Genomic DNA, 23,997 nt, shown 5'->3' on the forward strand with positions numbered 1-23,997 from the left:
ACGCTAAAAACGGGTTTCGCCACCTATTACGACACGCTGAATTCCGATATCATCGTTGAAAATCAGGATATCGGCATCTTTTCCTGTTGCGAGCGAGCCTTTCCGCCCGTCGATATGCATCACGCGCGCCGGAGTCGCCGTCATCATCTTTACCGCCTCGGGGACCGAAACTTCGGCAAGACGGTGCATAGTTCTTACACAACGGTCCGCCGTCGCCACACTCCCGGCAAAAGCGCTTCGGTCGGTCAATTTGGCTACCCCGTCTTCAACCACGACCTCCATACCGGAATCCCGGGCACCGAGCACATACCGGCCTTCAGGCATACCGGCGGCACGCATCGAATCGGTGATAAGCACTGTCCGGTCAGCCCCTTTAAGCTTATAGACCAGTTGAAGCAGGCTCTTGGGCAAGTGTACGCCGTCCGTAATGATCTCGACCGTCATGTCATCGAGCCAATAGGCGGCCTCGACAACTCCTGCATAGCGAAAAGCATTGCGACGGACAACCGACGAGGTACAGGAATAAAGGTGTGTCACATGCGTATAACCATTGTGGAACGCTTCGACCGCCTCCTCGAACAGCGCATCGGAATGGGCGATCGACGCCAGAATCCCCTTTGAGCGCAATACCCGGCCCAATTCAAGCGCCCCGTCGAGTTCAGGAGCCAGCGACATACGCCAAATATCGTCGCTGGCGGCAAGGATTGCATCGTATTCCTCGGGACGGGGATTGCGCAGATAGCGCGGGTCCTGTGCTCCACGCTGGTTGTAGGCGAAATAGGGTCCCTCGAGGTGCAACCCCGGCATGTTCGCACCTTTCGTATTGAGAGGCAGCGCGCGGCGGAACACCTCGAACGTCTCGAACAGATTCTCGTTCGTACTGGCCAATGTCGTCGGAAAGATCGTTGTGGCACCATGGCGCGCCGACATCTCCGCAGAACCTAAGTAAGCTTCGATCGTGCAGTCCATAAAATCGTAGCCGCCAGCGCCGTGAGTATGAATGTCGATAAACCCGGGAGACACCCATTCACCACCGGCATCGGTGACCAACCCGGCATCTCCCTTGTATTCACCCTCACCGACAGCCGTGATCACACCATCGCTCCATTCCACATAGCCCCGTTCTGCCGTCGTAGGACCGATAATCCGCCCGTTTACAATCGCTTGCTTCATTGTCTTATCTTTTTTCCGCGCTGTGGCGGTTCCAACATTCAAGTTTATATCCCCGCAGTGCATAATACAAAAGGAAAACGAAACAGGGAATCATCAGCCAGTAAGCCGACTGAGCATCGTTCAGGCGGGTCGCCTCACCGGCATAGAAAAGCGGGAAAACGCCGCTCGAGGCCAATGCCATGACCAGCCACGCAGAGCCGAGGCTCGTATGGCGTCCCAGTTTGCGGATCGCCAGCGGCCAGATACCCGAATAAAGAAAAGCGTTGGGGATACCCATCAGAATCAAAATCCACATCGCACTGTGCACCTCCACCCCGAAAAGCGAAATCCGTCCGCTGACGCACAGCACCGCCACCGACGCGATCAAGTTCAGCAACGACGCGATCCGCAATGCCGTAAGCTGCGAAACGACGCGCGGAATAAGCACCGTACCCAATGCAAAACCGATGAAAGTGGAAAACAGGATCATCGGCGGCAACAGCTTGGCCTGAGCGATATCAGTCCCGAGCGACACGGATGACGTAACCAGCGTATTGATACAAAGTGCCTGCGTGCCGAGATGGCACACCATCGCCACGACTCCGAGCACCAGATAAGGGTAGCTGAAGATGCTTCGACGGGCGCCGTCTTCCGTTTCAACGGCTTTCGCTCCGCCCGCAATGTCAGGCAGCGGCGAACGACGGACATACAGTCCAAAACCAATCAATACGACAGCCAAAATCAGATAAGGAACGATCACGCGACGTACCATTTCGTCAAGTACCATCTCACGAGGCAGCCCTCCGATGGTATCCATCCCTGATTCTGCCTGTTCGAAAAGCGCAGCATCCCCCGGACGGATAATCACATAACCCAGCACTAACGGAGCAATGATCCCGGCCAGTTTGTTACATACGCCCATAACGCTCATCCGTTTGGCCGCCGACTCCATTGGCCCGATCACCGTCACGAACGGATTGCCGGCCGTCTGCAAAACAGCCAACCCGATCCCGAGCAGGAACAGCCCTGCAAGAAACAGCGCATAACAACGAGTCAATGCAGCAGGGACAAAGCACAAGGCACCGAGAGCCATCACAAACAACCCATAGCTGATTCCCCGTTTGTAACCGACCGCATCAAGCATCATCGACGAAGGAATAGCCATAACCAGATAGGCGATGTAGAAAACAAAACCTACCAAATAGGCCTGCGCCAACGACAATTCACACGTTACCTTAAAATAAGGTATCAATACAGAATTGACCCAAGAGATCATTCCGAAAAAGAAGAAAAGCGTCCCCATGATCGCCATGGAAGCATAATATTGTCGTCGGGAGTCCATATCGTACGCAGTTCGGTCAGTTTACAGAGTTTTTCGCTTCATTTCGTGTTCGAACACGGATTATCCAGTCGTAAAGGTAGTAAAAAAATTATATCCGACAACATTTAAGTTAAAAAATGCACAATAAAAAAATCATCTGCAAAAATAATGCGCTATTATTATATTGATAATAAGCAATATATGAAAATAATTTGATTTTATTTGGGAAAACGAAGTAAAATCCATAATTTTGTGCTCGAACACGGAATGAACCGCATTCTGATTAATATTTAAGAATTATGGATGGACTGATAAAAGAATTCTACGTCGATAAATTGCATGTATTAATCTACAAAACCCGCCAACAGATGGGACTGGCAGCCTCTGCGCACTACCTGCAGCGATTGGAGGCCATCCTCGCCGGTCAACCCGCAGCCCGGGCCGTATTCGCGGCCGCACACTCGCAGGATGAATTTCTGGCAGGGCTTGTAAGCGCCAAGCATGCAGGGTTCGACCGGACCGAGGCATTCCACATGGACGAATACATCGGATTGCCGGCCGATGCGCCGCAGCGTTTCGGCACATTTCTCTCCCGGGCAATTTTCGACCGGATACCTTTTCGCAAGGTGTATCTGATGAATTCCGACACCGGAAACGGGCAGCAGGAGTGCATCCGCTACAGCGAACTGCTCCGACGCGCCCCGCTGGACATCGTATCGCTCGGAATCGGAGAAAACGGGCACATCGCCTTCAACGATCCACACGAGGCGCGCTTCGATGACCCCGAAACGGTAAAGGTCACCACGCTCGATGAACCGTGCCGTCAACAGCAGGTCCATGACGGTGAATTCACCGACATCTCGCTTGTCCCGCATCAGGCAATGACGCTGACCATCCCAGCGCTGATGTCATGCCGCTGCGTAGTGGGCATCGTACCGCTCGACCGCAAAGCAAAAGCCGTACATGACGCGCTTTACGGCCCCATTTCGGAAAAATGTCCGGCTTCGATCCTCCGTACCCACGACGACGCGGCGCTTTTCCTCGACGAAGGAGCGGCTTCGTTGCTGAGAATCTGAGTGGAATCCATTACCAATCGAAAATATTTTCGTACTTTCGCCCTATGGACCGCAAAAATTATAAGATCAAGGATATCGCCGCGATGGCCGGCGTATCGGTCGGTACGGTCGATCGGGTGCTGCACAACCGGGGCGACGTTTCGGAAAAAAGCAGGAAAAAGGTGGAACAGGTGCTCGAAAAGATACTCTACCGCCCCAATCTGCTCGTTTCATCCATCGGCGTCAAACGCAAAATCACCCTTGCGATCGTCCTTCCCAGCCATCAGCAGGGTGAATATTGGGAACAGATCGAAAAGGGTATCCATCAGGCGCTCTACGACTTTTCGAAAATACGCACCGAAACAAAGATTTTCTATTACGACCAGTTCGATCTCTATTCCTGCCGCACGGCTTACAGTCAGGCATTGGAATACGCCTGCGACGCCATGATCATCGGTCCGACCTTCCGTGAGGAAACCGTGCTTTTCTCTCGCAAACTCGACGAACAGGGAACCCCTTATATCTTCATCGACACGCTTATCCCGTCGTGCAACCAACGGGCGTTCTTCGGACCCGATTCACGCATGCTCGGATACATCGAGGCCAAACTCCTTTCGGACGTGATCGGCGAGGAGAAAGACATCGCCATCCTGCATGCCGTGCGTTCAGGGAACGAAAGTTCGTTGCAGACGGTCGTGCGCAAGGCCGGATTCTTCGAATATTTCGATACCGTATCGAGCAAAAACAGGTTTCTTTACGCCAACTATTATACCCAAGACGTCGAGCAGAGCTGGAAAGAGTTCGACCGGCTCTTCTCCGGGGAAAACAACATCGGCGGCGCCGTGCTCTTCAACTCCCGTTCGTATATCTTCGCCAGCTATCTGGAGCATCACGGCATCACCGGCGTTAAGGTAATAGGCTGCGGCGTAACGCAGAAGAACATCGAATATCTGAAAAAAGGTTATTTGTCGTTCCTGTTGTCGGAACGCCCCGACCTGCAAGGATATCAGAGTATCAAATATGTATTGGAATACATCCTTTACGGTCAGCACGAGCAGATCATCAAACACACGCCCATCGAGATCATGATCCGCGAGAACATCGACTCGTTGCTTTGACAATTTCGTCGATATACCCGGGAAATCAATGAAAATATCCCGACTATACGAACGGCTCGACCGCATGCCCGTACTGAAACTCCTCGTGCCGTTCGCGGCCGGGATTGCGCTGGCCGGCCGGTACGAACTGCCCCTGTGGTTTCTCGCAGGGGCTTTCGTGTTGTCGGGGGTCGTGGCGCTGCTGTTCCGTTCGCAGGCGGCGGCCGTGGGAATGCTCCTCACGGCGGGATTCGCCGCGGCACAGCTCCGGGCGCCCTCGCCCCCCGTGCCGCGGGGAATCGAAACCGTTTACGAAATCACCATTGAAGGATTTCCTGCCGACCGGGGCCGTTATGTCTCGGCCGACGCCTCGGTAGCGGCGTGGCGCGACCCCGCGGACGGGCATTGGTACCCCTCCGACGCGCGGGTCCGGCTCTACGTCGACTCGCTCACCGACCTGCGGCCCGGCGAACGCCTCCGCTGCCGGGGTACGGTGCGGCCTTTCCGGGGCGGGGCTGAGAGCTACCGCCGTCTGATGCAGCGGCGGGGTTATGCCGGAACGCTGTGGGTCTCGGAGCGAACGATCCTCGAACGCCTGCCACAGCAACACGCCGGATTGCACCGCACCGCCGTCGAACGCCTCGCCCGGCTGCCGATGAAACCCGAGGCCGAGGCCGTCGTCGAGGCCATGGCAGCGGGCGAACGGCGGGGCATCACCCCCGAACTGCGCACGGTCTATTCGCGCAGCGGACTGTCGCACCTGCTGGCCGTGTCGGGACTCCACACAGGAATCGTATTCGTGTTAATCAACGCCGCACTGTGGTGGCTGCCGCTGCTGCGCCGGGGACACCTGCTGAAAAACCTGCTGGCGGCGGGGGCCGTGTGGCTCTTCGTCGCGGCGGCGGGATTTCCGCCGAGCGCCGTGCGGGCCGCCGTGATGTGCACCGTCCTGCAGGCGGCGCTGGCATCGGCTTCGGAGTACGTCGGGATGAACGCCCTCGCGGCGGCGGCGTTCGGGATGCTGTTGTGGAACCCCAACTGGTTCGGGGACATCAGCTTTCAGCTCTCGTTCCTCGCCGTGGCAGGCATCCTCGCGTGGGGCGTGCCGCTCTGCCGCCGCTGCCGCACCCGATGGAAGGCCCTGAACATCGTCATAGACGCCTACCTGATCGGGCTGATTGCGACCGTCGCCACGGCGCCGCTCGTCTCCCACACCTTCGGCATCGTACCGCTGGCGGGAATCGTCGTCAATCCGCTGGCCATCGCGCTGGCGGGGGTCGTGGTCTTCGGCGGGGCGCTGTGGATGCTCGCGCCGGTCGGATTCCTCGCCCCGGCGTTCGGGTTCGTGACGGGCACGGCGGCCGGATGGATCAACGCGCTGGCCCGGCTGACCGCCTCGCTGCCGGGCGGCGCGGCGGATTACACCCTCGGGGGCTGGCAGACGGCGGTCATATACCTCGTTTTCGCCCTCGCAACCGCCGCCGCGTGGAGCGCCGAACCGAAAAAAAGCGTACCTTTGCGGACGTGATAACGTCCGAAGAATACACACTCCTGCTGACCGGCGAGGTACAACGTGCCATTGCCGCCGCACGCGGCCGCGACCCGTTCGAGGTGGCGAAGGACCGCCGGATTCCCCATGCGCGGCTGGTCGCCACGCAGGTCAAATACCTCGCACGCGCCGCGCAGAAACTCCCGTCGTATGCCGCGGCGCAGTGCATCCTGCCCCCGCTGGCCTTCGAACAGGCGTCGAGCGAAGCCTGCGCCGCCCACAAGAGTCTCGAAGGCGACACGGCGCTGGACCTCACCTGCGGACTGGGCGTCGATGCGTTTTTCCTCAGCCGCCGTTTCCGCCGCGTGGTGACGCTTGAGCGCAACGACATATTGGCCCGCGCGGCCGCCGAAAATTTTTCGAGACTGGGCGCGACGAACATCGAGGTCGTGAACACCTCCGCCGAGGAGTATCTCCGACGCAACGGCCTGCATTTCGACTGGATATACGCCGATCCCGACCGCCGCTCGGCCGAGGGCCGCAAACTGGTGCGGCTGGAGGATTGTTCGCCCGACATCATCGCCCTGAAACCGCTCCTTGACCGGATTTCGGGGCGTCTGTGCATCAAGAACTCCCCGCTGTTCGACGTCGGCGAGGCCCTCAGGCTCTTTCCCGACAGCCGCGTGGAGGTGCTTTCGCTCGGCGATGAATGCAAGGAGGTGCTCGTTTACGCCGACGGCACGGGACCGCTCGTCACCGCCACGGCCCTCGGGCGCGGATCGTTTTCGGCCCGGCCCGGCGAAACGGCGCCCGACCCGGGGCCGTTCGACCCGGCACATTACCACTGGCTCGTGGCACCCGACGTGGCTTTGCAGAAGGCCCGGCTGGCCCGGTTGCATCTGGCGGGAAAGGCCGCCGTCTGGAGCGAAAACGGCTACGGATTCGCCGCCGAAGAGCCGCAGGGGGTGATCGGAAAGGTCTTCCCAATCGAGGGCATCGAGCCTTACGACCCCAAACGGCTGAAACGCGAGCTGAAGGGCCGCGGCGCGGAGGTACTCAAGCGCGATTTCCCGCTGGCGGCCGAGGAACTGATGCGCCGCCTCGGGCTGCACCCGGGAGCGGAACTGCGGCTGGCCTTCACGAAAATCGGGAACGATTTTTGGGTTATCCGCTTAAAATAACTACATTTGCCTGATTGCCAACGGCCTCTATATGAAACTCAGCGAATTCCTGACATATTTTACCGACACGATCTTCCGGCGCGACGTGAACGAATGGCGCAACCCCGTCGTGCGGTGGCTCGTGCAGCAGTACCGCCTGCTGTTCTACACGGCGCGGGGACTACTCGAACACGGGACCATCGTCCGCTCGGCGGCGCTCACGTTCTACACCCTGATGTCGCTGGTGCCGATCGTCGCCGTGGTCTTCGCCATCGTCAAGGGATTCGGACTGGCCGACGGCCTCACGGAAAACCTCTATGCCCTCTTCCCCCAGAACCCCGAGATCATCGACTACATCGTCGATTTCGCCGAAAACGCCCTTGCCCGCACGCAGGGCGGCGTGGTGGCCGCCGTGGCGCTGGTGATGCTCTTCTGGGCCGTGATCCGGGTCTTCGGGTCGATCGAAAGCGCCTTCAACAACATCTGGGAGGTCAAGGTCGCGCGCAGCATCACCCGCCAGTGGACCGACTACATCGCCGTGGTGATGATCGTGCCGATCCTCTGGATCGTGGCCAATGCCGTAGGCAACTACGCCCAGGAGCTGGTGGGATTCGACGACAGTTGGTACTTCGAACTGCTGTCGCGGCTGGCCTCGATGATCGTCATCTGGGTGATGTTCACCTTCCTCTACATCATCATCCCCAACGCCAAGGTCCGCTTCGGAAGCGCCCTGATGGCCGGTATCGTCGCCGGAACCATCTTCCTGCTCTTCCAGTGGGGCTATGTCTACGTCCAGCGGTGGATGACCTCGTACAACGCCATCTACGGCAGTTTCGCGGCCCTGCCGCTGTTTCTGATATGGATGCAGACCTCGTGGGAGATACTCCTCTTCGGCGGCGAGCTGTCGTTCGCCTACCAGAACATAGCCCGTTTCGGCGAGGAGCGCGAATCGCTCCTGATCAGCTACGACCAGCGCCGCAAGGTGCTGCTGGCCGTGATGCTCATCGTGGTCCGGAATTTCCGCGACCGGGGAGGCGCCATGCCCGCGGACGAAATCCGCACGCAGCTCGACCTGCCCACGCGCATTGTCAACGACGTGCTGTTCCAACTGGTGCAGGCCGGGCAACTGATCGCCGTGCGCAGCGGCGACGGCGAACGCGAAATGGCCTTCACCCCGGCCCACGACATCGCGTCGATGACCGTCTACGGCGTACTGGAAGCGGTCGAGCGGTCGGGACAGACCACCTTCGACTTCGGGCAGACGCCCGAACTCGCCCGCGTGGACCGCGAACTGGAAATGCTGAAAGACTCGGCCCGCCGATCGCAGGAGAACGTGCGGCTGGTGGACCTGCTGTGATACCCAAACCGGAAAAGCCTATGAAACGCGTCGTCATCATCGGCAGCGGGAATCTGGCGGAAGCGCTGGCCCGCGCGGTCGCGAAAAGCGGCCTCGAACTCGTGCAGATCTTCGCCCGGAACGCCGAACGGGCGCGCATCGTCGCGGAAGCGGCCGCGACCGACTGGGCGACGCATCCGGAAATGCTCGCACAGGATGCCGACATCTACCTGATCGCCGTGAGCGACCGGGCCGTGGAGCACGTCGCCGCGACGCTCCCCATCCCCGAGGGCGCAGCCGTCGCCCACACGGCCGGCAGCGTACCCCTCGCGGCCATCCCCCCGAAATTCACCCGCCGGGCGGTTTTCTACCCGATGCAGACCTTCACCAAAGGCCGCGAGGTCGATTTTTCGGTCATCCCGATCTTTCTCGAAACCCCCTCGACCGAGCTGCGTCCCGAACTGGAAGCTTTCGCCCGGCAGCTCTCCGGCACGGTGATCTGGGCCACCTCCGAACAGCGGGCCAAGGTACACCTCGCGGCGGTTTTCGCCTGCAATTTCGCCAACCACATGTATGCCGTGGGCGAACGCATCGTGCGCGGCGCCGGGCTGGATTTCGACGTGCTGAAACCGCTGATCGCCGAGACCGCGGCCAAAGCCTGCGACGCCCGCTCGCCGCTCGACGTGCAGACGGGGCCCGCCGTGCGCAACGACTTCGCCACGAAAGCCCGCCACGGCGACCTGCTGTCGTTCGACCTCCGATTGAAAAACATCTATTCAACTATAAGTCAAAGTATATGGGAAACTTCAAAGAAGATATAGCGCGCTGCGAGGCGTTCGTGTTCGACGTCGACGGCGTGATGACCGACGGGGGCATCATCCCCACGGCCGACGGCGATTTCATCCGCCGCTACAACGCCAAGGACGGTTACGCACTGGCCTATGCGATCAAAATGGGCTATAAGGTCTGCATCATCACGGGAGGCCGCGGGCGGACGCTCGAAAACCGCCTCCGGATGCTCGGCATCCGGCATTTCTACATCGACTGCATGGACAAGATCACGGTGCTCCGCGAATACCTCGCCAACGAAAGGCTCGACCCGCAGAACGTGATCTACATGGGCGACGACATCCCCGATCTGGAGTGCATGCGCGAGGTGGGAATCCCGGTCTGCCCGTCGGACGCCGCGGCGGAGGTGATCGAGGCGTCGCGTTATGTCTCGGAGTTCCGGGGCGGCGAAGGCGCCGTGCGCGACATCGTCGAGCAGGTGCTCCGGGCCCGCGGCGACTGGGCCCGCGACTCGCAGGGAGTCACCCCCTCGTCGCTCGCCGCGTCACGGTAAAACATGCATTTTCATCCGAAAAAAACGCCGCAATCCTCAAAACAGGTTGCGGCGTTTTTCGAAAAATGCTTACCTTTGATGTAAATCCAACCTGAACGATGAAAAAACTGTTCCTGACACTGTTGTGCGCATGCACGGCTGCCGGGCTCCGGGCCCAAAGCAACGAATGGCTCGACCCTGCGGTCAACGAAATCAACCGGATGCAGATGCACGCCGCATTCTTCGCCTACGAATCCGCCTACGCCGCCCGGAGGGGCGACCGGACTGCCTCCGAGCGTTTCCTCAACCTCGACGGAACGTGGAAATTCGCGTGGGTCCGCAACGCCGACCAGCGTCCCACGGACTTTTTCCAGCCCGGCTTCAACGACGGGGCATGGGGCGAAATGCCCGTTCCGGGCATGTGGGAGCTGAACGGCCACGGCGACCCGCAATACCTCAATATCGGCTACCCGTGGCGCGAACAATTCGAAAACAATCCGCCCGAGGTGCCCACGGCCGAAAACCACGTCGGCTCCTACCGCCGCGAAATCGAAATCCCGGCCGCATGGTCTGACAAGCAGATCATCGCCCGTTTCGGATCCGTTACCTCGAACATCTACCTGTGGGTCAACGGCCGCTTCGTCGGTTACAGCGAGGACAGCAAGCTGGAGGCCGAATTCGACATCACGCGATTCGTGAAACCGGGCAGGAACCTCATCGCCTTTCAGGTCTTCCGCTGGTCGGACGGCACCTACCTCGAGGATCAGGATTTCTTCCGTCTCTCGGGCGTGGGCCGCGCCTGCTACCTCTATGCCCGCGAAAAGCGTCACATCGCCGACGTGCGGCTCGACGCGGCCCTCTCGGAGAACTACACCCGCGGCCAACTCGCCGTGGAGCTGGCCCTCCCCGCAGCGGCCAAAGGCTGCACGGCAGAGGTGACGCTCACGGCTCCCGACGGCAGGGCCGTGGCTTCCGAAACGGCGAAGATCGCCGGAACGACGGCCCGTCTGACGCTCGATGCCGGGAAAGTACAGCCGTGGAGTGCCGAAATACCTGCGCTTTACGGCGTACAGGTCTCGCTGAAAGCCCCCGACGGCACGGAAATCGAGGTCATCCCCCTGCATGCGGGTTTCCGCGAGGTGAAGATCGAGGGCGGTCAGTTGCTCGTAAACGGGCAGCCGGTGCTTATCAAAGGCGCCAACCGCCACGAAATGGACCCCGACGGCGGCTATGTCGTCTCGGAGAAACGGATGATCGAGGATATCCGCATCCTCAAGGAGAACAATTTCAACGCCGTGCGCACATGTCACTACCCGGACGACGAACGCTGGTATGCGCTCTGCGACCGCTACGGGCTCTACCTCGTAGCCGAAGCCAACATCGAGTCGCACGGCATGGGCTACGACGAAAAGACGCTGGCGAAAAATCCCGCCTTCGCCCGGGCGCATCTGGAACGCAATCAGCGCAACGTGCGGCGCAACATCAACCATCCGTCGGTCATCATCTGGTCGCTGGGCAACGAGGCGGGCGACGGCCCCAATTTCGACGCCTGCTACGACTGGGTGAAGGCTTACGACCCCTCGCGGCCGGTCCATTACGAACGTGCGGTCTACAACAACGGAGGCCGCAACACCGACATCGTCTGTCCGATGTACTGGAACTATGAACAGTGCGAAAAATACCTCCGGAACAATCCCCGAAAGCCGCTGATCCAGTGCGAATACGCCCATGCGATGGGCAATTCGCTGGGCGGATTCCGGGAATACTGGGAGCTGATCCGCAAATATCCGCATTATCAGGGCGGATTCATCTGGGATTTCGTGGACCAATCGCTGCGCAAGACGGGTAAGAACGGCGCGATGATCTACGGCTACGGCGGCGACTGGAACCCCTACGACGCCTCGGACTGGAATTTCTGCGACAACGGGCTGATCTCGCCCGACCGTGTCCCGAATCCCCACATGCACGAGGCCCGCTACTGGCAGCAGCCGGTGTGGACCACGCTCGGCGCGGACCGGCGCACGCTGACGGTTTTCAATGAAAATTTCTTCCGTCCGCTCGACAACTGCTACCTGCGCTGGACGGTGCTCCGCGACGGGGAGCCCGTGCGCAGCGGTATCGTCGCCGACCTGCGCGTCGCCCCGCAGCAGAACGCGACCGTCGTGCTTCCCTACGACCCCGCACAGCTCCCCGCCGGGGGCGAACTGCTGCTCAATGTGGAATACCGCCTCTGCGACGCCGAACCGCTGCTCGCACCCGATCACCGCGTGGCCTACCAGCAGTTCACGCTGCGTGCGGCCGAACCCGCACCGCTCGCCGTCGCCGAACGGATGGCCGACCGTCACAATTCAATCGGCACGCTGACGGTCCGCGACAACGACCGCAACTACCTGATCGTCGAAAGTCCCGCCGCACGCATCGACTTCCGCCGCGCCGACGGCCTCGTGACCCGCTACGAGGCGGATGGCATGCGCCTGCTCGACGAAGGGGCCGTCGTGGAGCCCAACTTCTGGCGGGCACCGACCGACAACGACTTCGGAGCGAAACTCAACGAAAAGAACCGCGCGTGGGCCGATCCGGGGCTGAAACTGCTGTCGCTCGACCACACGCTGTCGGACGGCGTGGCCGTCGTCACGGCACGTTATGACTTCCAACGTGTAACCGGACGGCTGGAGATCGAATACCGCATCGACAACGCCGGGGAGATACTGATCCGCCAGACGCTGCACGCCGCCGCGGACAAGGGCGAACCCGACCTGATGCGCTTCGGCATGCGGATGCGCATGCCCGCTGCCTACGACCGCGTAGACTACTACGGCCGCGGCCCGTGGGAGAATTACGCCGACCGCAAGGACGGCGCCCTCGTAGGCCGCTACCTGCAGACCGTGGACGAGCAGTTCTACCCCTACATCCGTCCGCAGGAGACCGGCACCAAGAGCGACGTGCGCCGCTGGCGGCAGTGCGACATCGCAGGCCGCGGCGTGGAGATCGTCGCCGAAGCTCCCTTCTCGGCATCGGCCCTGCACTATGCGCAGGAGGCGTTGGACGAGGGCCTGGCCAAAAAGCAGGGACACTCGCAGGAGATCGAGCCCGACGATGCCGTCTGGCTCTGCATCGATAAGGCGCAGTACGGACTCGGGTGCATCAACTCGTGGGGAGCCCTGCCGATCCGCAAATACCGCATGCCATACGGCAACTACGAATTCCGCTTCCGGATCACGCCGGTCCGGTAAAAACAAACAGCGGCCGACATACATGTCGGCCGCTGCTGTATCCGGGGAGAACCTGAGTTACTCCTCGATGAAATCGATGTTCACCTCGCGCTGGAAAACCTCCTGCAGCGAGATGTTCGTCTCGGTGGTGGCGATGCCCTGAATGCGCAGGATGCCGTCGAAGATCGTGCGCATGAGGTGTTCGTTGTCCACGCAGTAGAGCTTCACCAGAATGTTGCCGTTGCCCGTGATGAAGTGGCACTCCACGATCTCGGGGACCTTGCGCAGCTCCTCGACGGTCTTCTTCAACAACTGCGGGTCTTTGAGCGTGATGCTGATGTGGGCGCAGACGTCGAAACCCATCATCTTGGGATCGACGATCAGGCGGCTGCCGAGAATCACCCCGGCCTCGTCCAGCTTGCGGATGCGCTGGTGGATGGCGGCTCCCGAGATGCCGCATTCGCGGGCGATTTCGAGGAACGGCATGCGGGCGTTCTTGATGAGGTATTTGAGAATCTTGCGGTCGATCGCGTCCAGTGAAGTTTTTACCATAGTCGTACTTATTTAATGACGTTTAACGCTTTGCCCACCTTGACGAAGGCGGCGATGCAGCGGTCGAGCTGTTCGGTGGTATGGCCTGCCGAGACCTGCACGCGGATGCGGGCCTGTCCCTTCGGCACCACGGGATAATAGAACCCCGTGACGAAGACCCCTTCGTCCTGCAGCTTCGCGGCGAACTCCTGCGACAGGGGGGCGTCGTAGAGCATCACGGCGCAGATGGCCGACTGGGTGGGCTTGATGTCGAAGCCTGCATCCATCATGCCGTTGCGGAAATGTTCGACATTGGCGACCAGCCGGTCGTGCAGTTCGTCGCTCTCGCCGAGCATTTTGAACAGCTCGATCCCGGCGCCGACCACGGCAGGGGGCAGCGAGTTGGAGAAGAGGTAGGGGCGCGAACGCTGGCGGAGCAGGTCGATGATCTCCTTGCGGCCCGTCGTGAAGCCGCCCACGGCGCCGCCGAAGGCCTTGCCCAGCGTACCCGTCAGGATGTCCACCTGCCCGCGCAGGTCGTAGAGTTCGGTGATGCCGCGGCCCGTCTTTCCCAGAACACCCGCCGAGTGGCACTCGTCGACCATCACCAGCGCGTCGTATTTCTCGGCCAGTGCGCAGATCTTGTCCAGCGGCGCGGCGTTGCCGTCCATCGAGAAGACCCCGTCGGTGCAGACGATGCGGAAGCGCTGGGCCTGCGCCTTCCGGAGACACTCCTCCAGTTCGCCCATGTCGGCATTGGCGTAGCGGTAGCGCACGGCCTTGCACAGACGCACGCCGTCGATGATCGAGGCGTGGTTGAGCGAATCGGAGATGATGGCGTCCTGCTCCGTCAGGAGCGGTTCGAAGACACCGCCGTTGGCGTCGAAACAGGCGGCGTAGAGGATCGTGTCCTCGGTGCCGAAATAGTCGGCAATGGCCTTTTCGAGCTCCTTGTGGATATCCTGACAGCCGCAGATGAAGCGCACGGACGACATGCCGAAGCCGCGTTCGTCCATGGCGCGCTTGGCGGCGTCGATGAGCCGCCGGTTGTCCGACAGACCGAGGTAATTGTTGGCACAGAAATTCAGAACCTTCCGACCTGCAACCTCGATCTCGGCCCGCTGGGGCGAACAGATGACCCGTTCCCGTTTGTAAAGCCCTGCGGACTCGATTTCGGCGAGTTCATGCTGCAGGTGCTCTTTGATTTTTCCGTACATATCCCGTTATTGTTTTGATGAATTTACGAGCGTAAGGTATCGAATTGTTACAAATGTACGATAATTTTCCGGAAACCGCCACTTTCCGTCCGCTTTTTTCACACCCCGGGTTACGATTTGTTAGCAAGTTCCGTCCCGAAAGCATCCGCATCCGATTTCCGGGCCCGTTTTTTGGCCGCCGCCGAAAAAATTAATATCTTTGCTATTCAAACAACAACCAGCAACCTATGAAAAAATCGTGTGTATTGGTCAGCGGCGGTGCCGGCTACATCGGCTCGCACACCACCGTGGAACTCATCAATGCCGGGTATGACGTCGTGATCGTCGACAACCTGTCGAACAGCGACCTGAACGCCGTCGAAGGCGTGCGCCGGATCACGGGCGTCGACATCCCCTTCGTCGAGGTCGACTGCTGCGACCGCGCGGCCTTCCGCAAGGTCTTCGAACAGTACGAATTCGACTCGGTGATCCATTTCGCGGCGTCGAAGGCCGTGGGCGAATCGGTCGCAAAGCCGCTCGAATACTACGGCAACAACCTCACGTCGTTCATGAACGTCATCGGCCTGATGCGTGAATTCGGACGCAGCAACATCGTCTTCTCGTCGTCGTGCACCGTCTACGGCGAGCCCGAGAAGCAGCCCGTGACCGAACAGACGCCCCGCAAGCCGGCCACCTCGCCCTACGGCAACACCAAGCAGATGTGCGAGGACATCCTGCGCGACTCGATCGCCGCCTATCCCGGCATGAAGGGCATCGCCCTGCGCTATTTCAACCCCATCGGGGCCCACCCTTCGGCGCTGATCGGCGAACTGCCGCGCGGCGTGCCGCAGAACCTCGTGCCCTTCATCACGCAGACCGCCGCCGGACTGCGCGAGTGCCTCTCGATCTTCGGCGACGACTATCCGACGCCCGACGGCTCGTGCATCCGCGACTACATCGACGTCGTGGACCTTGCCAAAGCCCATGTGGCAGCCATCGGCCGCATGATCGACGGGAAGGAGAAACAGCCCTACGAAATATTCAACATCGGCACCGGCAACGGCGTTTCGGTGCTGGAACTGGTGCACAAATTCGAGGAGGTCAACGGCGTGAAGGTCTGCCACAAGATCGCACCGCGCCGTGCGGGCGACATCATCGCCATCTGGGCCGACCCCACGCTGGCGAACACCGAACTGGGCTGGAAGGCCGAACGGACGCTCGACGAGACGCTCCGCGCCGCTTGGGCTTGGGAGAAACACCTGCGCGGCATTAAATAATTTTTAATTTCCAATTATTTACACTACCTTTGCGCACCCAAAGCAGGCGGAAATGGGATGCGGTCCGCAGAGGCCGCATTGAGAACCGCCGAAGGTAACACACTTAAAAACAAACAAATCATTATGAAAACCATTTCGGTAAAGGCTGTAAAGCGCAACGATTTCGGCAAGAAAGCAGCCAAGGCTGTACGCCGCGAAGGCATGGTACCCTGCGTACTGTGCGGCAACGGTGACACGGAGACCTTCTCGGTCGATCCCCGCGAGATCAAACCCCTGATCTACACCCCCAACTCCTACATCGTAGAGTTCGACATCGAAGGCAAGAAAGAGCTGGCCGTACTGCGCGAGGCCCAGTTCCACCCCATCCGCGAGGAGATTCTCCATCTGGATTTCTTCCGCGTCGCCGACGGCAAGCCCGTGTCGATCGCCATTCCGGTACGCCTGACGGGTACCGCCGAGGGTGTGAAGGTCGGCGGTAAGCTGGCCCTGTCGGCCCGCAAGCTGGTCGTCAGCGCTCTGGTCGAGAACCTGCCCGACGAGATCGTCGTAGACGTGACCGAGCTGGGTGTCGGCAAGACCATCTTCGTCGGCGACCTCAATATCGAGAACCTGAAGTTCGTGACCCCGGCAACGACCGCCGTCTGCGCCGTCCGCGTGACCCGCGCATCGCGTGGCGCCGCCGATGCCGCCGCGAAATAAGCCGGAGTATGAAATACCTCATTGTTGGGCTCGGGAACATCGGCGCCGAGTACGCCGGAACCCGTCACAACATCGGTTTCAACGTGTTGGACGCCCTTGCAGAGGCGTCCAACACTGCTTTTACGACGGCCCGTTACGGCGACATCGCCGAAGCGAAATACAAAGGCCGGACGCTGGTGTTGCTGAAACCCTCGACCTACATGAACCTCTCGGGCAAAGCCGTCCGCTACTGGATGGAGGCCGAGAAGATTCCGCTGGAGAACCTGCTGGTCGTCTCGGACGACATCGCGCTGCCGTTCGGCACGCTGCGCCTGCGCCCGAAAGGGAGCGCCGGGGGTCACAACGGCCTGAAGAACATCTCCGAACTGCTCGGCACGGAGGAGTATGCCCGGATGCGCTTCGGCGTGGGCGGCGATTTCCCCCGGGGCCATCAGGTGGAATACGTGCTCGGGGAGTGGAACGACGAGGAGCGGGCGGCCCTGCCCGACCGGCTCAAGGTTTTCGTCGATGCCATCCGGTCGTTCGCAACCGTCGGAACGGCGATGACGATGAACTTTTTCAACAAGAAATAAGAAAGCGGCTTTCGGGCCGCTTTTTTGCCACATAACGCCCCTCGGGCGGTTGTTGTTTTCTGCTTGTTCAGGGCCCGCCAAAAGCCTCAGATGTCAGGATTCGGCGCCGCCCTTTTTCTATTTCCCCCGGTTCAGCCCTGCTGCGGAGACTACGCAACCGAATCTTTTTTTTGCATTGTCCGGCTTTTTCGCTACCTTTACTGCGTAAAGCCCCGACTTTATTGCGTTCTTGACATATTTCCATTGTATCGCATCCTAAAATTTTGGCGAATTTTATGCAACGAAGATACAGTACCACCCCGAGGGGTGTGTGCTGTTTTCTTGTCGTTGCGGGCCCGCCAAAAGCCTTAGGATGCAGGATTCGGCGCCGCCTCTCTTTTTTGCGTCCTGCCGGATTCCGCTGAATAAAGAGCCCGGCAGGTTGCCTTCTTTTTCCCTTCCGAATTCTTCAGGAAAAAGACAGGGTTGCGCTCCTGCCGGGGCTCTCCCGGCTAAGAGCCGGGTTCTATGGGCGATGCAAACTGCCAGAGCTTCGAAACCAGCCCTGCGCCCCCGGCTAAGAGCCGGGTTCTATGGGCGACGCAAGCTGCCAGAGCTTCGGAACCAGCCCTGCGCCCCCGGCTAAGAGCCGGGTTCTATGGGCGACGCAAGCTGCCAGAGCTTCGAAACCAGTTCTGCGCCCCCGGCTAAGAGCCGGGCTCTATGGGCGACGCAAGCTGCCAGAGCTTCGAAACCAGTTCTGCGCCCCCGGCTCAAACATCACTCCTCCTCGTCATAGTAAATCTCCTCCATCAGCCCGTCCAGCTCGCGGCGTTCCTTCTTGGTGGGACGGCCCGTGCCGCGGTCGCGGAAGACGAAGATCGTTTCGCGGGGCACGTTGAGCTTGTCCAGCTCCTCCTGCGGCGTGATGTTGAGGCAGTAGGCCGGGACGTTCTTGGCCGGCTGGCGGCTCGACACCAGGTCGAGCACCTTGTAGGAGTAGGTTACGGCCTGCTTGCGCACGGCGATCACGTCGCCGATCTTCACCTCGCGCGAGGGCTTGGCATAGCCGCCGTTGACCGTCACCTTATTGTTACGGACAGCGTCGGCAGCATCGCTGCGGGTCTTGAACACCCGCACCGCCCAAAGGTATTTATCCAATCGAATCTCTTCCATAACTATTTTTCGTACAATGTTTCGCTTTTCGGCCGGTCGTGCGACTGCTCGTCGTTCTGGCGGCTGACGCTCAGGATCATCCCGAAGGCGATCATCGTGAAGAGCATCGACGATCCGCCGCGCGAAATCAGCGGCAGGGTCTGCCCCGTCTCGGGAATCAGGTTCACCGTGACCATGATGTGCAGCAGCGCCTGACACGTTATCAGCAGCGCCAGCCCCAGCACCAGCAACCCCGGAAAGGCCGTTCCGCAGCGGCGGAATATCTCGATTCCCCGGAAGAAGACCCACAGGTAGAGCATCAGCAGCACGACTGCCAGAATGATGCCGTACTCTTCGACGAAGAAGGCATAGGCATAGTCGCTCTCGGGGTGAATCATCTCCACGCGCATGGCGCTCTGCCCGGCGCCCTCGCCCAGAATGCCGCCGTTGTGAATGGCGATCATCGAACGTTCGGTGTCGGAGAGGTGCTCGATGGGCTTTTCGGTCTGCGACTTGGTCCAGAGGTGAATCCACGTCGAAACGCGCCCTTCGGCCGTCTCGCTGCGCCCGAGGTTGAGCGTCATGATGACGACAATGGCCGCGACACCCCATCCCACGAGTTTCATCAGTTCGCCGAAGCGCACACGCCCGATGAGCATCATCACCCACGACGCCAGACACACCAGCACCGCCGACGACGTGTGCGCCGGGAAAATCACCATGGCCGAAACGACCACCGGCATCAGAATCGGCCATGTGCCCTCGCGCCAGATTTTCCGCTGGGCGGGCGACGAGCGCCACGTCCAGAATTTCCACGTCGGCACGATGCGTATCTTGTCGATCTTCGACTGCCGCCCGGCCAGTTGCTGGGCCAGAAAGAGCACTGTGGCGACTTTCAGCGCCTCGGAGGGCTGGAACTGGAAAGGCCCCAGCGGAATCCAGCGGGCCGCGCCGTTGGTCGTGGCGCCGATGAAATAGACGGCGACGGTGAGCACCACCGAGAGGAAATAGGCAGGACGGGCCAAGAGGTTGTAGATACGGCAGTTGATCCGCTGCACGACGAACATGACGAGGAGGCTGACGACCAGCAGGATCAATTGCTGGCGCAGGAAATGCGCCGTCGTGCGGGCCGTATGGGCGTCGTAGGCCATCTTGGCCGTCGAGGAGTAGACCACCAGCACCGAGATCACCGCCAGCGCGACGAGAATGATCCACAGCACCCGGTCGCCCGTAAAGACGCGGAATTTGTGCCCTTCGTCCGTCTCCGGGACATCGGCTGCCCTGTCTGCGGCGCACGCCCCGTCCGCGGGCACGCTCCGGCGGCCGCGCCGCATCCGTTCTTCGTTCGTACTCTCGTCCCGGTACATCGTCCTATCCCTTTTCCGTTACCCAGTTCTTGAACAGTTCGCCGCGGTTCTCGTAGTTTTTGAACAGGTCGAAGCTCGCGCAGGCGGGCGACAGCAGCACCGCGTCGCCGGGGCGCGCCGCGGCCTTCGCGGCCTTCATGGCGGCCTCGAGCGAATCGGTCGAAACCACCTCGGGAACCACTCCGGTGAACTCCTTCACCAGCTTGGCGTTGTCCAGCCCCATGCAGACCAGCGTATGCACCTTGGCGCGGGCGAACGCCTTCAGCGGCTCGTAGTCGTTGCCCTTGTCCGTGCCGCCGGCGATCCACACCACGGGGCGCGTCATGCTCTCCAGCGCATAGTAGACCGAATCGACGTTGGTGGCCTTCGAGTCGTTGATCCACAGCACGCCGCCCTTCTCGGCCACGGGTTCGAGCCGGTGCTCGACGGGAGCGAAATCGTAGAGCGACTTGCGGATCTTCGCCGGGGCGACGCCCGCCGCGAGGGTCGCCAAAGCCGCCGCCATAGCGTTGTAGGCATTGTGAAGCCCCTTGATTTGCAACTTTGCGGTGTCGATCTCCACCGACGCCTTGCCGGCCGTCGCCGTGAATTTCCCGTCGCACAGGAACGCATCGCCCGCGCCGCTCGCCACAGCCGCATGGGCCATGAACGGCAGCTGGCGCATCCGGAAATCGTACTTCGGCAACTGTTCGCGGATCACCTCGTCGTCGCCCGAATAGACGAACCAGTCGCGCGAGGTCATGTTCTGCGTGATGCGCATTTTCGAGTCGACATAATTCTGGAAACAGTGGTCGTAGCGGTCCAAGTGGTCGGGCGTGATGTTCATCAGCACCCCGATATGCGCCCGGAACTTATACATGCCGTCCAACTGGAACGAACTCAGCTCCAGCACATACCAGTCGTACGACCCCGTAGCGACCGAGTAGGCGAAGCTCTCGCCGATGTTGCCGCCGAGGGCGACGTTCATCCCCGCGTCGCGCATGATCTTGTAGATGAGCGACGTGGTGGTGGTCTTGCCGTTCGAACCCGTGATGCAGATGCACCGGGCCTTGCCCATGTAGCGGCCCGCGAACTCCATCTCGGAGATCACCGGAATGCCCGCCGCGCGGATTTTGCACACGATGGGCGCCGTGTCGGGGATGCCGGGGGATTTCACGACCTCCGTGGCCGCGAGGATACGCTCCTCGCTGTGGCCGCCCTCCTCGTAGGGAACCTCCCATTCGTCCAGTTTGGCCTTGTAGCGGTCGGCGATGCGTCCCGCGTCGGAGAGAAAGACCCCGAACCCCTTCTTTTTGGCGAGGATCGCGGAACCGTAGCCGCTGATGCCGCCGCCCAATACGACGATCTGTTTCATATTATCTGATCTTCAACGTTACCAACGTAATGGCCGCCAGCAGCAGCGAAATGATCCAGAAGCGGAGGACGATCTTGGTCTCGAAAATCCCCTTTTTCTGGTAGTGGTGGTGGATCGGCGACATCAGCAGGATGCGCCTCCCCTCGCCGTAGCGGCGTTTGGTGTATTTAAAGTAGCTGACCTGCATCATCACCGAGAAGCTCTCGACGAGGAAGACGCCGCACAGCAGCGGCAGCAGCAGCTCCTTGCGGATGCAGAGCGCAAAGACGGCGATGATGCCGCCGATGGCCAGCGACCCGGTGTCGCCCATGAATATCTGCGCCGGGAAGGAGTTGTACCACAGGAATCCCACCAGCGCACCCACCAGCGCCGCGGCGAAGACCACCAGCTCGCCGCTGTCGGGGATGTACATGATGTTAAGGTAGTCGGCATAGACGATATGGCCCGAAAGGTAGGCCAGCGCCCCCAGCACCGCGACGATCGGCACCGAGACGCCCGTCGCCAGTCCGTCGAGGCCGTCGGTGAGGTTGGCCCCGTTCGACACGGCCGTCACCACGAAAATCGCCACCAGCACATACAGCAGCCATGTGGCGGTGTCGTTGCCGCCCGTCAGCCAGCCGTAGTCGAACTCGTTGTTCTTGACGAAAGGAATGGTCGTCTGCGTGGTCTTGAGGCTCTCGGAGCTGAGCACCACGTTGCGCTGCACGCTCCCGACCACTGTGCCGTCGGCATCCATGTAGACCGTCTGCACGGGCTGGGTGACCTTCTCGCGGACGACGATGTCGGACGACACGCACATCGTCGTGCCGACGATGATGCCGAGACCCACCTGCCCCACGATCTTGAAACGGCCCTTCAACCCCTCTTTCCGGTGGCGGAAGACCTTGATGTAGTCGTCCAGACCGCCGATGAGCCCCAGCCAGACGGTCGAAACCAGCATCAACTGGACGTAGACGTTGTTCAGGTTGCCGACGAGCAGCATCGGGACCAGTATGGCGATGAGGATGATGACGCCGCCCATCGTGGGGGTGCCCTTCTTTTGCAGTTGGCCCTGAAGCCCGAGGTCGCGGATGTCCTCGCCGATCTGCTTGCGGCGCAGGAAGTCGATGATCCGGCGGCCGAAGATGATGACGATCAGCAGCGACAGGATGATGGCCGCCGCGGCACGGAACGAGAGATACTGGAACATACCCGAACCGGGCAGGTTATAGGCTTCGTCCAGATACTTGAAAAGATGGTAGAGCATGTCTTATTTTCGCTTGTTTTTTAGTTAATCAGTGTTTCGAAAGCCTTGCGGACCTCCTCGCGGTCGTCGAAATGGTGTTTCACGTCGCCGACGATCTGGTAGGTCTCGTGGCCCTTGCCCGCCACGAGCAGGATGTCGCCCGGACGCGAGAGCATCACGGCCGTGCGGATCGCCTCGGCCCGGTCGGCGATGCGCAGGTAGCGCACCCCGGGGTCGAGCCCCGCGGCCATGTCGTCGAGGATCGCCTCGGGCGACTCGTGGCGCGGATTGTCCGACGTGAAGATCGCCGTCGAAGCGTATTTCACGGCAATCTGCGCCATCTCGGGACGCTTGGTCCGGTCGCGGTCGCCGCCGCAGCCGCACACCACGATCAACTGCTGTTCGGGGGTGCGTATCTCCTCGATGGTCTGGATCACGTTCTCCAGTGCATCGGGCGTGTGGGCATAGTCGACGATGGCCGTCGTGCCGTTCGCCGCGCGGACCTTCTCGAAACGGCCGCTCACGGCGTGCAGCACGCTCAGCACGCGCAGCACCTCGCCCCGGTCAAGCCCCAGCAGCGCCGCCGCGCCGTAGACCGCCAGCAGGTTGTAGGCGTTGAACCGTCCCAGCAGGCCCACCCACAACTCCTGCCCGTCGATGCGCAGCAACATGCCGTCGAGGTGCATCTCGACGATCTTGCAGCGGAAATCGGCCATCGCACGCAGCGAGTAGGTGCTCACCGCAGCCGCCGTATTCTGCACCATCACGCGGCCGTTGCGGTCGTCGGCGTTCGTCAGCGCGAAAGCCCCTTTGGGCAGGCGGTCGAAGAAGAGTTTCTTGGCCCGGATGTATTCGGCGAAGGTCTTGTGGTAGTCGAGGTGGTCGTGGGTGATGTTGGAGAAGATGCCGCCCGCAAAGTCGAGACCCCGCGTGCGTTCCTGCACGATGGCGTGCGACGAACACTCCATGAAGCAGAATTCGCACCCCGCGTCGGCCATCTCGCGCATCATAGCGTTCAGGCGGATCGGATCGGGGGTCGTGTGGGTAGACTCGACCTCGCGGCCGTCGATCTTGTAGACCACCGTCGAGATCAGCCCGGCCTTATAGCCCATGGCCCGCACGAGGTCGTACAACAGCGTCACGGTCGTGGTCTTGCCGTTGGTCCCGGTGATGCCCACCAGTTTCAGTTCGCGGCTCGGAAAGCCGTAGAAGGCCGCGGCCATGTCGGCCATCGCCCCCGCCGAATCTTCGACCACGACATACGCGACACCTGCGGCCGCCTCCTCGGGCATCCGTTCGCAGACCACCGCGGCGGCTCCTTTCGCAACCGCCATCGGAATATAGTCGTGGCCGTCGCTCTGCGTGCCCGGAACGGCGAAGAAGCAGTCGCCCGGCTTCACCGCCCGCGAATCGTAGACCAGTCCGGCGACGGCAATGTCCGCATCACCGCGCACCTCCCGAACGGGTGTGTTTTTCAGAATATCGGTTAATTTTCTCAT

Annotated in this window: 20 protein-coding genes; 11 read left to right on the forward strand and 9 right to left on the reverse strand. The window is 60.7% G+C overall.

The annotated features are described in order from the left end of the window. Positions 1-3 precede the first annotated feature (3 nt). Complete coding sequence (gene nagA, locus BN5935_RS04530) at positions 4-1,173, reverse strand: N-acetylglucosamine-6-phosphate deacetylase (RefSeq protein ID WP_064975062.1); 1,170 nt, start codon at positions 1,171-1,173, stop codon at positions 4-6. 4 nt (positions 1,174-1,177) lie between these two features. Beyond that, positions 1,178-2,494, reverse strand: a complete 1,317-nt coding sequence (locus BN5935_RS04535; RefSeq protein ID WP_235821011.1) for an MFS transporter — start codon at positions 2,492-2,494, stop codon at positions 1,178-1,180. 278 nt (positions 2,495-2,772) lie between these two features. On the opposite strand from BN5935_RS04535, the gene BN5935_RS04540 reads away from it, so the two are divergent. From BN5935_RS04540 to BN5935_RS04575, 8 genes are all read left to right on the forward strand, one after another. Next, positions 2,773-3,549, forward strand: coding sequence for a 6-phosphogluconolactonase (locus BN5935_RS04540; protein WP_064975063.1), 777 nt, complete (start codon positions 2,773-2,775; stop codon positions 3,547-3,549). A gap of 44 nt (positions 3,550-3,593) precedes the next feature. Then, positions 3,594-4,646: a substrate-binding domain-containing protein gene (locus BN5935_RS04545; RefSeq protein WP_064975064.1), complete on the forward strand. Its 1,053-nt coding sequence runs from the start codon at positions 3,594-3,596 to the stop codon at positions 4,644-4,646. Between the two features lie 28 nt (positions 4,647-4,674). Then, entirely contained in the window at positions 4,675-6,153 is a 1,479-nt protein-coding gene (locus tag BN5935_RS04550) for a ComEC/Rec2 family competence protein (protein ID WP_064975065.1), read from the forward strand. Then, on the forward strand, positions 6,150-7,295 hold the full coding sequence (locus tag BN5935_RS04555; protein WP_064975066.1) for a THUMP-like domain-containing protein: 1,146 nt from the start codon (positions 6,150-6,152) through the stop codon (positions 7,293-7,295). The genes BN5935_RS04550 and BN5935_RS04555 overlap by 4 nt, the downstream gene beginning before the upstream one ends. A gap of 31 nt (positions 7,296-7,326) precedes the next feature. Continuing rightward, positions 7,327-8,631, forward strand: a complete 1,305-nt coding sequence (locus BN5935_RS04560) for a YihY/virulence factor BrkB family protein (protein ID WP_064975067.1) — start codon at positions 7,327-7,329, stop codon at positions 8,629-8,631. Positions 8,632-8,651: 20 nt separating this feature from the next. Continuing rightward, complete coding sequence (locus BN5935_RS04565) at positions 8,652-9,431, forward strand: Rossmann-like and DUF2520 domain-containing protein (protein ID WP_064975068.1); 780 nt, start codon at positions 8,652-8,654, stop codon at positions 9,429-9,431. Then, entirely contained in the window at positions 9,407-9,952 is a 546-nt protein-coding gene (locus BN5935_RS04570) for a KdsC family phosphatase (protein WP_064975069.1), read from the forward strand. The genes BN5935_RS04565 and BN5935_RS04570 overlap by 25 nt, the downstream gene beginning before the upstream one ends. A 98-nt stretch (positions 9,953-10,050) precedes the next feature. Further along, entirely contained in the window at positions 10,051-13,164 is a 3,114-nt protein-coding gene (locus BN5935_RS04575; protein WP_064975070.1) for a glycoside hydrolase family 2 TIM barrel-domain containing protein, read from the forward strand. Between the two features lie 57 nt (positions 13,165-13,221). Here the strand turns inward: BN5935_RS04575 and BN5935_RS04580 are convergent, their stop codons facing one another. Next, a complete protein-coding gene (locus BN5935_RS04580) occupies positions 13,222-13,695 on the reverse strand; it encodes an Lrp/AsnC family transcriptional regulator (protein ID WP_010261751.1) in 474 nt (157 codons plus the stop codon). An 8-nt stretch (positions 13,696-13,703) separates the two neighbouring features. Further along, complete coding sequence (gene kbl / locus BN5935_RS04585) at positions 13,704-14,891, reverse strand: glycine C-acetyltransferase (protein WP_064975071.1); 1,188 nt, start codon at positions 14,889-14,891, stop codon at positions 13,704-13,706. A 227-nt stretch (positions 14,892-15,118) separates the two neighbouring features. Here kbl and galE point away from each other — a divergent pair, with 227 nt between their 5' ends. The 3 genes from galE to pth all read left to right on the forward strand — a co-directional run bounded on the left by galE (position 15,119) and on the right by pth (position 17,418). Next, entirely contained in the window at positions 15,119-16,147 is a 1,029-nt protein-coding gene (galE, locus tag BN5935_RS04590; RefSeq protein WP_064975072.1) for a UDP-glucose 4-epimerase GalE, read from the forward strand. 123 nt (positions 16,148-16,270) lie between these two features. Beyond that, positions 16,271-16,846, forward strand: a complete 576-nt coding sequence (locus BN5935_RS04595; protein WP_064975073.1) for a 50S ribosomal protein L25 — start codon at positions 16,271-16,273, stop codon at positions 16,844-16,846. Positions 16,847-16,854: 8 nt separating this feature from the next. Beyond that, positions 16,855-17,418 (forward strand): aminoacyl-tRNA hydrolase, encoded by a 564-nt coding sequence (gene pth / locus BN5935_RS04600; protein ID WP_064975074.1) that lies wholly within the window; start codon positions 16,855-16,857, stop codon positions 17,416-17,418. A 759-nt stretch (positions 17,419-18,177) separates the two neighbouring features. On the opposite strand, the gene BN5935_RS04605 is transcribed toward pth, so the two are convergent. From BN5935_RS04605 to BN5935_RS04625, 5 genes are read right to left on the reverse strand one after another with little or no spacing between them, the layout of a single operon-like run. Next, complete coding sequence (locus BN5935_RS04605) at positions 18,178-18,573, reverse strand: RNA-binding S4 domain-containing protein (RefSeq protein ID WP_064975075.1); 396 nt, start codon at positions 18,571-18,573, stop codon at positions 18,178-18,180. A gap of 2 nt (positions 18,574-18,575) precedes the next feature. Beyond that, on the reverse strand, positions 18,576-19,919 hold the full coding sequence (locus tag BN5935_RS04610) for an FtsW/RodA/SpoVE family cell cycle protein (protein ID WP_064975076.1): 1,344 nt from the start codon (positions 19,917-19,919) through the stop codon (positions 18,576-18,578). A 4-nt stretch (positions 19,920-19,923) separates the two neighbouring features. Further along, positions 19,924-21,273 carry a UDP-N-acetylmuramoyl-L-alanine--D-glutamate ligase gene (gene murD, locus BN5935_RS04615; protein WP_064975077.1) on the reverse strand — a complete coding sequence of 450 codons (1,350 nt, stop codon included), beginning with the start codon at positions 21,271-21,273 and terminating at the stop codon, positions 19,924-19,926. 1 nt (position 21,274) lies between these two features. Beyond that, the gene (mraY, locus tag BN5935_RS04620) at positions 21,275-22,519 is read right to left on the reverse strand and encodes a phospho-N-acetylmuramoyl-pentapeptide-transferase (protein WP_064975078.1); all 1,245 of its coding nucleotides are present in this window, start codon (positions 22,517-22,519) and stop codon (positions 21,275-21,277) included. A gap of 20 nt (positions 22,520-22,539) precedes the next feature. Continuing rightward, positions 22,540-23,997, reverse strand: a complete 1,458-nt coding sequence (locus BN5935_RS04625) for a UDP-N-acetylmuramoyl-L-alanyl-D-glutamate--2,6-diaminopimelate ligase (protein ID WP_064975079.1) — start codon at positions 23,995-23,997, stop codon at positions 22,540-22,542.

The sequence above is a fragment of the Alistipes provencensis genome (assembly GCF_900083545.1).
GTDB lineage: Bacteria > Bacteroidota > Bacteroidia > Bacteroidales > Rikenellaceae > Alistipes > Alistipes provencensis.